The 14231-nt window shown below is 69.9% G+C and carries 7 protein-coding genes; all 7 read right to left on the reverse strand.

Annotated features, from left to right (window positions below):
- Complete coding sequence (locus ACSQ25_RS14465) at positions 1-2679, reverse strand: bifunctional acetate--CoA ligase family protein/GNAT family N-acetyltransferase (protein ID WP_436106375.1); 2679 nt, start codon at positions 2677-2679, stop codon at positions 1-3.
- A gap of 89 nt (positions 2680-2768) precedes the next feature.
- Positions 2769-3170, reverse strand: coding sequence for a hypothetical protein (locus ACSQ25_RS14470; protein ID WP_436106376.1), 402 nt, complete (start codon positions 3168-3170; stop codon positions 2769-2771).
- 65 nt (positions 3171-3235) lie between these two features.
- Positions 3236-5941 (reverse strand): ATP-binding protein, encoded by a 2706-nt coding sequence (locus tag ACSQ25_RS14475; protein ID WP_436106377.1) that lies wholly within the window; start codon positions 5939-5941, stop codon positions 3236-3238.
- A gap of 137 nt (positions 5942-6078) precedes the next feature.
- Positions 6079-8553 (reverse strand): heavy metal translocating P-type ATPase, encoded by a 2475-nt coding sequence (locus ACSQ25_RS14480; RefSeq protein ID WP_436106378.1) that lies wholly within the window; start codon positions 8551-8553, stop codon positions 6079-6081.
- Between the two features lie 72 nt (positions 8554-8625).
- Positions 8626-10560 (reverse strand): PAS domain S-box protein, encoded by a 1935-nt coding sequence (locus ACSQ25_RS14485; RefSeq protein ID WP_436106379.1) that lies wholly within the window; start codon positions 10558-10560, stop codon positions 8626-8628.
- Between the two features lie 157 nt (positions 10561-10717).
- The gene (locus tag ACSQ25_RS14490; protein ID WP_436106380.1) at positions 10718-11296 is read right to left on the reverse strand and encodes a flavin reductase family protein; all 579 of its coding nucleotides are present in this window, start codon (positions 11294-11296) and stop codon (positions 10718-10720) included.
- Positions 11297-11361: 65 nt separating this feature from the next.
- Positions 11362-14124, reverse strand: coding sequence for a glycosyl hydrolase (locus tag ACSQ25_RS14495; RefSeq protein ID WP_436106381.1), 2763 nt, complete (start codon positions 14122-14124; stop codon positions 11362-11364).
- Positions 14125-14231 lie beyond the last annotated feature (107 nt).

The raw sequence follows: 14231 nt of genomic DNA on the forward strand, positions 1-14231 counted from the left end.
CTACAAGACCAGCCGCATTTCGCGCATGCCTTCGAGCCCGGTCGACTTGACCGTAAACCCCAGCTTCTTGACCATCCCCGTGATCCGCGAATTCTGCGGCAGCGCCTCGCCCACGATCTCGCGCGTCCCGCGCGAACGGCAGTAGTCGATCAGCTTCTGCATCATGATCTTCCCCAGCCCCATGCCCTTCAGGTCCGAGCGCACCGTCACCGCGAATTCGGCCGTGATGTTGTCCGGGTCAGCCACCACTCTTCCGACCGCCAGCGTCTCGGCCACGCCCTGCGCGTTCGGGCGGGTCGCGATGAAGGCCATCTCGCGGTCGTAGTCGATCTGGGTGAAGCGCGCCAGCTGCGAAGGCTGCAACTCGCGGATGCGTACGAACATCCGGTAGCGCACGTCGTCCGGCGTCAAGGCGTCGAAGAAGGCCAGGTGGGCCGGGCCGTCCTCGGGCCGGATCGGCCGCAGCAGCAGCGGCGCACCCTGCCACTCGATGGTTTGCTCCAGCTCGCGCGGATAGGGCCGGATCGCCAGCCGGTCGAGGGTGCTGCCGGACCGGTCGGCCAGGGCCAGGCGCATGCGCGCGTCCAGCACCACGGCGCCGCGGCTGTCGGCCAGCAGCGGGTTCAGGTCCAGCTCCACGATCTCCGGGATGTCCGAGACCATGCGCGAGACCTGCACCAGCGAGGCCAGCACCGCGTCCATGTTCACCGCGGGCCGGTTGCGATAGCCGGCCAATAATTTGGCGACCCGGGTGCGGTCGACCAGGTCGCGCGCCAGCACCAGGTTCAAAGGCGGCAGGCCCACCGCATAGTCGTGCGTGACCTCCACCGTCACCCCGCCCTGCCCGAACACGATCACCGGCCCGAATACCGGGTCGAGGGCCGCGCCCGCGATCAGCTCGTGCCCGTTGTTGCGCCGGACCATGGCCTGCACCGAGTAGCCCTCGAAGCGCGCCTGCGGGAACAGTTCGGCGAGACGCCTGCGCATGCGCGTGGCCGCGGCGCGCACACCCTCCTCGCTGTCGAGGTCGAGCGTCACGCCGCCAAAATCGGACTTGTGCATCACGTCGGGCGTCAGGATCTTGACCGCCACCGGATAGCCGATGCGCCGGGCCGCGCTCACCGCTTCCTCGACGGTCGCGGCCTGGCGCGTCTCGACCACTGCCATGCCGTAGGTGCGCAGGATGGCCTTGGTCTCGGGGTCGGACAACAGGTAGCGCCCGCCCGCGATCGCTTCGCGCACCAGGGCGCGCGCCGCGGCGCGGTCGGGCGCCACCGTGCCGGCCATCGAAGGCGGGACTTCCATCAGGAGGTTCTGGTTGCGCCGGTAGTGCACCAGCTGCATGAAGCCGGCCACCGCGTCTTCCGGCGTGCGGAAGGCCGGCAGCCGCGCGCCGGATGCGATCGCGCGCGCTTCCGATACCGCGGCCCCGCCCAGCCAGCACGAGAGCAGGGTCTTGGAGGCGCTGCGCACCAGCGGCGCAATGGCATTGGCGACGTCACGGCTGGCGACCGTCGCGGTGGGCGACTGGATCGCCAGCACCGCATCGACGCCCGGGTCCTGCAGCAGGATCTCGAGGGTCTCGCGGTACAGTTCGGGCGCCGCCCCGCCCTGCAGGTCGACCACGTTGCCGCGTCCCCAGCCGGGGGCCAGCAGCGCATCGAGGCGCGCCCGCGCCTCGCTGGAGAACTGCGCCTCGACCCCGCCGCCATAGGCCAGCGCATCGCGCGCCAGCACGCCCGGGCCGGCGCCGTTGCTGACGATGGCCAGGCGCTCGCCGTGCAACGGGCGCGCATAGGCCAGGGTCTCGGCCGCCGAGAACAGCTGGTCGGTGGTGTACACGCGCAGCATGCCGGCGCGCCGGATCGCGGCGTCGAACACGTCGTCGCGACCCGCCAGCGCCCCGCTTTCGCTGGCGGCACTAGGTGCCGGATCGTCTTCGCGCCCGGCCTTCAGCACCAGCACCGGCTTGCTGCGCGCCGCCGCCCGCGCCGCCGACATGAACTTGCGCGCATAGCGCAGGTCCTGCAGGTAGAGCAGGATGGCGGAGGTGCCGCCGTCGCTGGCCAGGTAATCGAGCACGTCGCCCAGGTCGACGTCGGCGGCGTCGCCCAGCGCAATGAAGTGCGAGAAGCCGATGCCGCGCGTGCGCGCCCAGTCCAGCACCCCGACCATCAGCGCGCCCGATTGCGACACGAAGGCGATCCGCCCCGGCAGCGCCCCGCTGGTGGCGACGCTGGCGTTCAGCCCGAGACCGGGCGCCAGCAGGCCGGCGCTGTTCGGCCCCAGCAGGCGCAGCAGGTAGGGATTGGCGGCGTCGAGCATGGCCTGGCGCAGGCTGCGTCCACGTGCTTCACGTCCATCCGCCACGCCGCTGCTCAGGACCACCGCCGCGCGGGTGCCGCGCTCGCCCAGCTGGCGCACGATGGCGGGAATGGTGGCGGGCGGCGTGCAGATCACGGCCAGCGCCGGCACCGAGGGCAGCTGCGCCACGCTCGCGTAGCAGCGCCGCCCGGCCAGCTCGCCGTACTTGGGGTTGACCGGCCAGACCTCGCCCTTGAAGCCGCCGGCCAGCAGGTTGTGCAGGAGCGTCGCGCCCAGGCTGCCCGGCCGCTCGGAGGCGCCGATCAGGGCGAGCGACTTCGGTGCGAACAGGTGCTCGAGGTTGCGTACGCTCATGCCGGTGACCTTTCCTCGGTGAAGCGGGCGCCCTTGCGCCACGCCTGGAAGGATAGCGCCGCTTCGCAAGGCGGCGCGCACCGGACCGCTCAGCGCCGCCGCAGGAGGCTGCGCCGCTCGATGCGCACGGCCGGGAGCGCGCGCAGGTCGGATGACTGGAGCCGCAGCACGCGCATCATGCTGTCCGCCATGATGCGGGTATGGGTCTCGAGGGTCGGCGTGTCGATGCCGCGCTCCATCACGTGGGTGCGGAATACGCGCGCTTCCTCGATCTCGTGAACGGCGACGCTGGCCAGGATGGTGGAGGAAAGCCGGGGCGCCGCCGCGTAGAAGTGGAGGCGGAACTGGCTGTCCAGCACCATGCTGCCCGCCAGGAAGCGGTCGAGGCCGACATCGAAGAGCACGTGGGCGATCACCTCGGCCGCGCGGCCGGCGATGTCTTCCTGGGTTTTCCTGAGGCGTGGGCCAAACAGGCGAAACAGCATGTGCATGGCCCCTCCAAGTAATGTCGCCAGCATGCTAACAGTCGCTGGCATGGCCGGCAACATCGGCCGGCCTACAGCTTCGCCAGCAGGTCGATCAACTGTTGCGGCGCCACCGGCTTGGTCAGGTGCTCGTCGAAGCCCGCCGCCAGCGAGGCCGCGCGGTCTTCCTGGCGTCCGCGCCCGGTGACCGCCACCAGGAAGGGGCGCGGCGTGCGGCGCGACAGGATGCTTGCGACTTCCAGCCCATCCACTTCCGGCATGCCAAGGTCGAGGACCACGATGTCGGCCGGGTGTTCGTGGTACAGGCGCAGCGCCTGGGCCCCGTCATGGCCGACTTCCACCGTCGCTCCTTCGGAGCGCAGCAGCCAGGCCAGGGATTCGGCCGCATCGACGTTGTCGTCCGCCACCAGCACGTGCTTGCGCAGGCCCGCGCCGCCGGCCGCCTGCTGTTCGGCCGCGTCGACGGCGGGCGCCGGCTGGATCGCCGGCAGCCGCACGCTGAAGCGCGATCCCTGCCCCGGGCCTTCACTGTGGGCCCCGAGCTGGCCGCCGTGCAGCTCCACCAGGCCCTTGGCCAGCGACAGCCCGATTCCCAGTCCGCCCTGGGCCAGGTGACTGGCGCTCGACACCTGCACGAAGGCGTCGAACACGCGCGCCAGCATGTCCGGCTCGATCCCGATGCCGTTGTCGCTCACGCTCACCTGCGCTTCGCCGTCGGTTTCCCGCAGCTGGATCTGGATGCGCCCGCCCGGCGGCGTGTACTTGGCGGCATTGTTGATCAGGTTCGCCAGCACCTGGGTCAGGCGCAGGGCATCGGCGTCGACCCATACCGGTTCCTCGCACAGGTCGAGCGCGACGGTGTGGCGCCCGGCCTCGATCAGCGGCATGCTGGTCTGCAGGGTGTCGCGCAGCAGGCGTCCCAGCTCCAGCGGCGCGCGGTGCAGTTCGATCTTGCCGCGGCTGATGCGGGTCACGTCGAGCAGGTCGTCGAGCAGGCGCGCCATCTGGGCGGTCTGGCGCCCGACCATCGCGGCGATCCATTCGATGCGATCCTGGGCCAGCTGCTTGCCGCGCAGGAGCGAGGCGGCGTTGGCGATCGGCGCCAGCGGGTTGCGCAGCTCGTGCGCCAGGGTGGCGATGTAGACGTCCTTGCGGCGGTCGGCCTCCTTCAGGCCTTCCATCGCTTCCTCGCGCTCGCTGACGTCCAGCACCAGCGAGAATACCCGGTCGATCTGCCCTTCCTCGTCGTGCAGCACCGAGTTGTACCACTCGCAGCACAGGGTGCGGCCGTCGCGCGTGCGGTTTCGGTTGCTCGACTTGACGTAGCGCGTGGCCGAATCGAGCAGGCGTCCCATTGCGCCCGCCACCTTGCCGGCGTCCTCTTCATGGATCACCGGCAGCGCGTCGATGCGCCGTCCCACCGCCTCCTGGGCGCTCCAGCCGAACAGCTCCTCGGCACGCTTGTTCCACAGGCGGATCACGAAGTCGCGGTCCCACTCGATCACCGCCAGCGGCGTGTTCTCGATCAGGTAGCGGGTCTGGTCCAGCGCCCGCGCCAGCGCGGCACTCGCTTCGGTACGCTCCGTGACGTCGTCCAGCACGATCACCGCCGCCGCCAGTTCGGCCGCGCCATCGCGCAGCGGCGCACCGCTCACCGTGAACACGCGCCGCCCGTCGCGCGTCGCGCTCTCGAGCACGGCGTCGTGGAAGGCCTCGCCGGCGATCGCGCGCCGCACCGGTGCGCCGATCAGGGACAGCATCGCCGCCGGACCGGGCATGCCTTCCGTCCCGGCGTGCTCGAAGCGGCCCGCCATTTCTTCGGCCTGGTCGTTGGCCATCACGCAGCGGCCCTCGCGGTCGACGATCAGGACGCCATCGGGCAACTGGCGCAGCACCTCGCCGAGCAGGCTTTGCCACTGGGCGCGGGCGCGCGTCTCGAACATCTCTTCGACGGTGTCGCGCAGGCGTGCATGCAGGGCGATGTTGTCGATGGCGACCGCCCCCAGTACGAACAGCGAGGCCGACAGGCCATACAGGCGCCCGGCGTAGAAGCCGAGGTCGAAACTGCCGCCGTTGAGCAGGCAGGACAGCATCACCTCGAAGGCCCAGGCCGACATCGAGATCGTCAGCCAGACGTCGAGCACGGCGCGCGGGCGCTTGCGCGCGGTCTTCCACAGGGCGACCAGCGAGAGCGCCAGCACCGTGGCACTGATCCAGCGGTAGGCGGGCCGGAAGCGGTATCCGTCCATCAGCTCGGGCAGGTAGGGCGCCCCGTTGGTGCAGATCAACACCAGCACGGCAACGAACAGGGCGGTCAACAGCGTACCGACCCGCAGGAAGTGGGCCGGCAAGGGACGCCGGTAGCTGCTCGCATAGCCGATCACGAACAGCGGAAACAGCGCATGCCAGATCATGAACAGCCAGGGCGTGGTCTGGTCGTTCCCGCCCAACACGCCGTGCGCCGAGAACAGGCCCGGGAAAGTCAGCATGTGGGCCAGCGCGATCAGGGCAGTAAAAAAATAGCCCAGCGTCAGGATGCCGAGCGACCAGGAGCGGCTGGTGTGGACGTGGCCCAGCAGCAGGATGCCGGTGAGCAGGTTGCTGCCGATGAGTACCGACTGGTACATCGGGATGAATTCCGGGGCCACCGGCAGCGCCGTGCTCGCGAACGGCGCCAGCAGCGAGAACAGCACGGCCAGCACGCCGAGCACAACGAGGACGCTGCGCTGCTGCGCCCCGGAGGGAGGGTGTTTCGCAAGATCTGCCGGTTCTGCCAAAACACCGTATCGCATCTATCATCCCAGGGGAATGCTGCTCGAGAAGTCGTGCTCCGTCCGTGCGCCAGCCTTTTATCCAACGTGCTTAAAAATATAACGCATTTTTGCCGCAACTGAGCAGTTGTTTTTTTAATATTTCAGGATCGTGCGCTCACCGGATAGCCGGCCGCGTCGATTGCCGCGACGATCCGCTCCAGGTCGGCGTCGCTGTCGATCGTCACGCGTTTGCTCGGCAGGTCGATGCTGACCTTGGCGGCCTCGTCGACGCCCTGCACGGCCTTCGTGACGCGGCCGACGCAATGTCCGCAGCTCATGTCTTCCACAGTCAATGTATGCATGTTATGTGCTCCTTGTTGGATGGGCGCTTCGGCCCGGTGGGTGATGGAAGTGTGTTGCGTGGATGCCTCGCTGGGGCGCCAACCGCGCAGCAGCAGCGCATTCGCCACGACGCTGACCGAACTGAGCGCCATCGCCGCGCCGGCCAGCACCGGATTGAGGAAACCGAAGGCCGCCAGCGGAATGCCGACCACGTTGTAGACGAAGGCCCAGCCGAGGTTCTGGCGGATCTTGGCGTAGGTGCGCTGCGAGATCGCCACCGCATCGGCCACCAGGCCGGGGTCGGTGCGCATCAGGGTGATGCCGGCGGTCTGCATGGCGACCTCGGTGCCGCTCGCCATCGCGATGCCGACGTCGGCCGCGGCCAGCGCCGGTGCGTCGTTGATGCCGTCGCCGACCATCGCCACCCGGCCTTTGGCCGCCATCAGCTCGGCCACCACGCGCGCCTTGTCGCCCGGCAGCACGCCGGCATGATAGCGTTCGATGCCGGCCTGGGCGGCGACAGCGCGCGCCGCGCCCTCGCTGTCGCCGGTCAGCATCACCGCCTCGATGCCCATGCTGCGCAGGCGCGTCACCGCGGCGGCGGCGCCGGGTTTGAGGGTGTCGCCGAAGGCCAGCAGCCCGGCCACCTCGATGCTGCCCGCGCCGCCGGCATGGCGCAGCGCCAGCCAGGACACGGTGCGTCCCAGGGCTTCGTGGGCGGCGGCGCGCGCTTCCAGCTCGCCAAGCGCCGCGCCCTGCTCCAGCATCAGGCGTGCGTTGCCGAGCAGGACCACGGCGTCGCCGACCCCGGCCTGAACGCCGCGGCCCGGCAGCGCACGCGCCTCCGCCGCCGGCAGCAGGCTGGTGCCGCGCTCCGTGGCGGCGTCGAGTACCGCCCGGGCCAGCGGATGGCTGCTGGTCTGCTGCACGGCGGCGGCGAGCTGCAGCACCCGCGCCGGGTCCGCGCCCTCCACTGCCACCAGTTGCGGCCGGCCCTCGGTCAGGGTACCGGTCTTGTCGAACACCACCACCCCGAGCGCATGGGCGGTTTCCAGCGCCTCGGCGTCCTTGATCAGGATGCCGTGGCGCGCCGCCACCCCGGTACCGACCATGATCGAGGCCGGCGTCGCCAATCCGAGCGCACAGGGACAGGCGATCACCTGCACCGCCACCGCATTCAGCAGCGCCGCCTGCCAGTCGCCGGTCGCCAGGCCCCAGCCAAGCAGCGTGGCGAGCGACACCAGCAGCACCACCGGCACGAACACGGCGCTCACCCGGTCCACCAGGCGCTGGATCGGCGCCTTGACCGCCTGCGCATCCTCGACCATGCGGATGATCTGCGACAGCATGGTCTCGGCGCCGACCGCGGTGGCGCGCACCAGCAGCAGACCGTCGGCATTCACGGCGCCGCCGGCCACGCGCTCGCCCGGCCCTTTGGCCACCGGCAGGCTCTCGCCGGTCAGCAGGGATTCGTCGAGGTGGCTGCGGCCCTCTTCCACGCTGCCGTCGGCCGGCACGCGCTCGCCCGGCCGCACCACCATCAGGTCGCCCACGCGCAGCTCGGCCAGGGGAATGCGCAGGTCCGTCGCGCCGCGCCGCACCAGCGCTTCCTCGCTGCGCAGGGCCTCCAGCGCCCCGATCGCCGCCACCGCCTGGCGCTTGGCGCGGGCTTCGAGCCACTTGCCGAGCAGGACCAGGGTGATCACCACGGCCGAGGATTCGAAATACAGGTGCGGGGCGCCATGGTGGCTGGGGCGCAGCAAGAGGTACAAGGACAGGCCGTAGGCGGCACTGGTGCCGATCGCGACCAGCAGGTCCATGTTGCCGCTGCCGGCGCGCAGCGCCTTCCAGCCGGCGCGGTAGAAGCGCGCGCCAAGCCAGAACTGCACCGGCGTGGCCAGCGCCAGCTGCAGCCAGCCGGGCAGCATCCAGTCGAGGCCGAAAGGCTGGGCCAGCATCGGCGCCACCAGCGGGAGGCTCAGCAGGGCCGCGGCGGCGACCGGCCACCAGGCCGGCAAGCCGCCCTTCTGCGCCGCTGTTCCTCGCACCGCCTGCGCCGGGGCGTGGGCTGCCGCTTCGATGGCCTCATAGCCGGCCTCGCGCACCGCGGCCACCAGCGCGCTTGTCGCGGCCTGGCCGTGCACCGTCGCCTTTTCGGTGGCGAGGTTGACCGTCGCGCCGGTCACGCCGGCGACCTTGCCCAGCGCTTTCTCGACCCGTGCCACGCAGGAGGCGCAGGTCATGCCCTCGATGCGCAGGACCGTGCCGTCCCCGGATGTGGTTCTCGTATCCATATTGCCTCCTTCGTGCAGGATTTCCATACCCGAAGGATATTCCTTCCCACGATGGGAAGGTCAAGCACTTATTTAACAGGGATGGCGCGCCGAGCACACCCGGCCGCGCCCGGCCTTCTTGGCCTGGTACATGAAGTGGTCGGCTTCCTTCAGCAGTTCGTCCGGCGCGCGCTCCGCCTTGCCGCTGTCGAGGGCGATGCCGATACTGGCGCGCACGCGCACCGCCCGGCCCGGCAAGAGCACCGGTTCGGCAATGCTCGAGATCAGCTTTTCGGCCACGGTATGGGCGTCGTCGAAGGTGTCGGCCATGTCTTCGAGCAGCACCGTGAACTCGTCGCCCGCCAGGCGGTACACGCTGTCGGTCTTGCGCACCCCGGCGCGCAGGCGCGCGGCGATCTCGCGCAACAAGGCGTCGCCGGCCTCATGGCCCTGCGAATCGTTGACGGCCTTGAAGCCGTCCAGATCGATGAACAGCATGCCCACCGTCTTGCCGTTGCGGCCGGCCCTGGCCTGGGCCAGCGGGATCGACTCCAGCAGCGCGCGCCGGTTCAGCAGGCCGGTCAGCACGTCGTGCCGGCTCTCGTATTCGCGCTGGGCCTGCTCCTGCTTGCGCGCGGTGATGTCATGCAGGAAGGCGCTGAACATGGTGCGGTCCTCGAGGTCGTGCGCGCGGATGCGCACCTCGACCGTCAGGCTGCTGCCGTCGCGCCGCAGGGCCGGCAGCTCCAGGCGCTGGTCGACGGCGCGCGCGACCCGGGTCGACAGGAAGCGCCGCATGCCGTCGCGGTGGCGGTCGCGGTATTCCTCGGGAATGATCAGCTCTTCGAGCTTCTGCCCCAGCGCCTCCGCGCGCGGCCAGCCGAAGGTCTCCTCGGCCTGACGGTTCCAGGCCGTGACCGCGCCCGCTTCGTCCAGGCTGATGTAGGCGTCGTTGGCGTTCTCCACCACGTTGCGGATTTCCGCCTCGCGCGCGCGCAGCTCCCTTTCCGTCGCCTGCTGGCGCTCGACGGCCGCGGTCAGCATGCGGTTGGCCTCCAGCAGTTCGGCGGTGCGTTCCTGCACCCGGTGCTCCAGGTCGGCGTTGAGGGCTGCGATCTCGCCCTGCGCCGTCTTCTGGGCCTGGATGTCCTTGATCACCGAGACGAAGTATTCGACCTGGCCCTCGGCGTTGCGCTTGGGCGACACGTTCAGGCTGACCCAGACCACGCGGCCGTCCTTGCGGATGTAGCGCTTCTCGATCTGGTGATGCTCGAGTTCGCCGCGCAGCAGCGCCCCCAGCTGCCCGAGGTCGGCCGCGACGTCATCCGGATGGGTGATCTGCTGGAAGCTCAGGCCCCACAGTTCTTCTTCGCTGTAGCCGACGATGTCGCACAGGGCCTTGTTAACGCTGATCCAGCCGCCGTCCGGCGCCACCAGCGCGATGCCCACGTCGGCGATCTCGAACACGCTGCGGAAGCGCGCCTCGCTGGCGTCCAGCACGTCGCCCGAGCGCGCCAGGTGGTCGCGCGCCACCGCCATGCGCTCGCGGTACTGCACTTCCTTGGTCAGGATCGCGGCCAGGTCGTTCAGGACCTGCGCCTCGTCCTCGCTGAGCGTGCGCGGCCGTGTGTCGAGCGCGCACAGCGTGCCGACCGCGAGGCCGGCCGTGGTGCGGATCGGCACCCCGGCATAGAAACGGATATTCGGCGGTCCGTTGACCAGGGGGTTGTCCTGGAAGCGCTCGTCCTCGCGCGCATCGTTCACCACCAGCGGCGTGCTCATGCCGATCGCATGGGCACAGAAGGCGTCTTCGCGCGGCGTTTGCGCGACCTCGAGGCCGACACACGATTTGAACCACTGGCGGTCGGCGTCGACCAGCGAGAACAGCGCGATCGGCACGTCCAGCAGGCGGCTGGCAAGGCGGGTGACGCGGTCGAATACCGGTTCCGGCGGAGTGTCGAGCAGGTGCAGGGCATCGAGCATCGACAGCCGGTCAAGTTCGTCTGGGGGCAAGAGAGCAGCAGGCATACACATCCGTTCATTCAGTGACGGCGTGGCCGCCGTCCAGGCGGAACTTTAACAGATACCAAATTTCCAGAACAGAATTTTAGTATCCGATTTACAACAATGTGTCGAAAAACGGGAATAGGATGACACTCACGACAAGGGCGACGCCGCTGCCCCCTCATTCATCTTGCGCGCGCATGGCCTCGCCGATCGCATAAAAATTGCCGCCAGCGATGTGATGGATGCTGCGCCAGGCCGGATCGGCCGTCTCGAAATGCCAGTGGCCGTCGCGGAACACGCGCGCATCGGCCCAAGCCGCCGTCACCTCGCCGATGAACAGGTCGTAGGCCTGCTGGTTGTGCGGCTCGGGCAGCAGCCGGCAGGCCAGCCATGCCGAGCATCCTTCCACGAAGGGCGCATCGACGCCGTCCATGGGCATCAGGCTGACGCCGGCCCGCGCCAGCTTGTCCGGCTCGGCAAGCAGGCTGCGATTCCCCACCTCGTGCGTCAGGCGCAGCTGGCGCACGGTCGGCAGCTGGATGACGAAGGCGCCGCTGCCCTCGACCAGGGCGCGGGTGCGGGTCGACTTGTCGAGCACGACGGTGAGCCTGGGCGGGGCGAAATCGAGGGCGCAGGCCCAGGCCGCTGCCATCACGTTGTCCACGCCCTCGTGCCTGGCCGAGACCAGCACGGTCGGCCCGTGGTTGAGCAGGCGGTAAGCCTTGTCCAGGGGTACGGGTTGGATGTGCTCGTTCATGCGGTGTCCGTTTCCAGTCAGGTGCCCTAGTCTGCCATGGATAGGCGATGGGGCGTGTCCGCCTCCTACGGGCTCTTTTCACCGATCAGCCTGACAGGCCCGAGCAGCCCCGCCGGCCGTGGCGCGATCAGCGCCGTATCCTGGGGAACGAAGCGCTGGCCGTAACGCGCCGACAGGAGCCGGTAATCCGGCAAGGCCTGGCCCGCCAGCGCGTTGACGGCCAGGTTGGCGACCTTGACCTCGATGCGGTTGCGGCCCGGGGTCAGCAGCCCCGTCACGTCCACGCGGTAAGGCGGATGCCAGACCGCGCCGGCGCGCTTGCCGTTGACGTAGACCTCGGCCGCTTCACGCACCGGGCTCTCGAACATGGCGCGCATCCCGGCGGGTACCTTCGGCGAGCTGGCCAGGGCCGTGCCCGGCCCGAAGTCCAGCACGATACGCCGCCCGGCCAGCTGGGCGGCGTCCAGCTCGACCAGCTTGCCGTAGGTCGCCACGCCCGAGAAATAGCGCGTGTCTTCCTCCTCGGTCCAGGAGCGCAGCTGGGGCATCGCCCGCAGGCCGGGCTTGCCCGGGAAGGCAAGCTGCCAGTCGCGCCCCAGCTCGGCCAGTACGCGCGAGCTTGCGGGACGCGGCGTCTCGGCGGCACTCAGCGGCGCATCCGACAGCACCAGCACGCGCGACTCGTAAGGCGCCAGCGACAGCGGCAGCGCCGCGCCGGCCGGGGCGCGGGTCAGCCTGCCGCTGTCCGGATCGAGCCAGGCCGCGTGGGCGCGCCGTACGCCCGGGGTGGCGGTGGTCTCTACTGCCCCGTTGCCGGTGTTGGCGATGAAATAGATGTCGGCGTCCGCCAGCTGCCGGCGCACGAAACCGACGTCGGCGGCATGCGAGGCAAGCTCGAGGTCCGGCGCCAGCGCCTTGCCGAGCGCCGCGCCGACGGCGCCATCGTCAGGCACCAGCTGCACGTTCGGGCCCGATGCGAACAAGGCCTTCGAGGCGGCGGCGACTTTCGCGGAGATCCGCGCCGCGTCCTTGAAGCCCGGCGCCAGCGAGGGCGTGCCGCCCACCGCGATGATCCTGCCGCCGCCGCGCACGTAGGCCGCCAGCTTGTCCAGCACCTCGGGCGCCAGTCGGCTCACGCGCGGCATCACCAGTACCGGATGCTTCAGGCCGAGCGCGAGGATGGATTCGGCATCGACGTAGTCGAGGTTGTGGCCGGCGTCGAGGATCTGCGCGCTCAGCTCCGGCGTGACATAGTGGTGCATCCCGGCCGACAGCGACACCTTGCCCGGTACGGCCCTGGCATACACGTCGTCGTTGGGCAGGAACAGCGCCACCTGGTTGGCCGGCGCGCCCTGGCGCATCAGCCAGCTCATGCGGGTCAGGTAGCCCGTCACGTCCGGCATCACGTTCCACCAGGGGTTGTGGTCGTTGAACACGGCCGCCGCATAGAAGGAATAGCCGGGTTCGGGCGTGTTGGGCGGCGTGTAGGGCCAGCCGTGGCCGACGAACAGGTTCACGCCCTCGAGCAGCATGCGGTCGGCCTCGGCCTTCATGTCGAGCGGCGTGGCGGTGAAGGCCGGCGAGTTCAGCCAGGTCCAGGTCTCGGCCGAGATCACCGGGCGGCCGTACAGGTGGCCGGCCGAGGTGGCCAGGCGGGTGAAGGAGAAGGCGCGGTGCTGCGGCCCCTCGCCTTCCGGCAGCGCGACCAGGCGATTGCTCGACATCGACACCGCCGGCTCGCCATAGGTCTGGGAGCGGAACAGGGTCTTGTGCGCCCTGGCCCAGTCGTCCATCGGGGTCAGGTAGCGCTCGTTGACCAGTTCGGTCTGGGTCAGCGCCCAGTCGCGCCGGACCGCGCCAGCATGCTCCCCGATGCCGTTGAACACGGCCGGCAGCTGGGGCAGGATGTCGTAGCCGCGGCGCTTCCTGAACTCCTCGACGAAGTCCGCGGTCCAGTCGCTGCCGTAGACCTCGAGGCTGTCCGAGAACACCGCGTAGGGAGGCTGGTCGCCGAAGGCCTTCAGCAGCGGTTCGGCCACGGTTTTCAGGTGGTGGTCGACGGCGTCACGGCTGAGGTGGTCGAGCACGAAGCCCTCGGCGCCGAGCGCGGGGCGCTTGACCTGCTGGCCGGTACGGCTGGCGATGTAGGCCAGCACCACCCGGTCGGCGGCGGCCGGGGCGATGGCGGCGCGCCCGCCCGCGCCGGGAACGGCCTCAAACGGCTGCAGCCGGGCGGCCTCGTATTGTTTGGCGCTGCCGGGGGCGACGAAGGTGGCGAGCAGGCGCTCGCCGTTCATTACGGCCGGCAGTGCAAAGCCGGCGCTCCCGGCCGGCACCTCGATGGCCGCCATGCGCAGGCGCGCCGCCGCGTGGTGGATGCCGACATGCGGGCCGCCGAAAGGCCAGCCCGAACCCAGCGTGATGTCCACGCGCAGCCCCTTGGCGCGGCCGCTGCGGTTGGCAAAAGAGACGGCGTCCAGGAAGTCTTTCGACAAATACGGCATGTTGCGGATGCCGCGCGCGGCGTCATCGAGCTCCATCGGATACACCGGCTGGATCTCGAAGCCGCCGAAACCGCCGGCCTGCATGGCCGCGATCTCGCGTTCCAGCTGGGAAGGGACGACGGCGGGACCGAACCACCACCAGCGCACCAGCGGGCGGGCGTCAAGCGGCGGACTGGCGACCCGTGCGGCGACGTCGGCGATCCGGTCGAAGACGACCGGCGCGCTACTCACTGCCTGCGCGCCGGCTGCGCAGGACAGCGCCGCCGCCAGCGCGCCCGCGAGGGCGGCGATGCTGGATGGTGTGCGCGCGGTGGACTTGCTCATGGGTGCTCCTGGTACGGGTGTTCGGACAAAAAAAAGCACGGCCGGATGGGCCGTGCGGAAGAGTTTCTGCCAAGCGGGAGAAACCCATGGAGTCGACGGCTTGCATG

It is taken from the genome of Massilia sp. LjRoot122 (assembly GCF_964252725.1).
Lineage (GTDB): Bacteria > Pseudomonadota > Gammaproteobacteria > Burkholderiales > Burkholderiaceae_D > Telluria.

Excerpts from the sequence above, each read along its gene's own strand:
- ACSQ25_RS14465 (WP_436106375.1), bottom strand. The coding sequence starts at position 2,679 with ATGAGCGTACGCAACCTCGAGCACCTGTTCGCACCGAAGTCGCTCGCC.
- ACSQ25_RS14480 (WP_436106378.1), bottom strand. The coding sequence starts at position 8,553 with ATGGATACGAGAACCACATCCGGGGACGGCACGGTCCTGCGCATCGAG.
- ACSQ25_RS14470 (WP_436106376.1), bottom strand. The coding sequence starts at position 3,170 with ATGCACATGCTGTTTCGCCTGTTTGGCCCACGCCTCAGGAAAACCCAG.
- ACSQ25_RS14495 (WP_436106381.1), bottom strand. The coding sequence starts at position 14,124 with ATGAGCAAGTCCACCGCGCGCACACCATCCAGCATCGCCGCCCTCGCG.
- ACSQ25_RS14490 (WP_436106380.1), bottom strand. The coding sequence starts at position 11,296 with ATGAACGAGCACATCCAACCCGTACCCCTGGACAAGGCTTACCGCCTG.
- ACSQ25_RS14485 (WP_436106379.1), bottom strand. The coding sequence starts at position 10,560 with ATGCCTGCTGCTCTCTTGCCCCCAGACGAACTTGACCGGCTGTCGATG.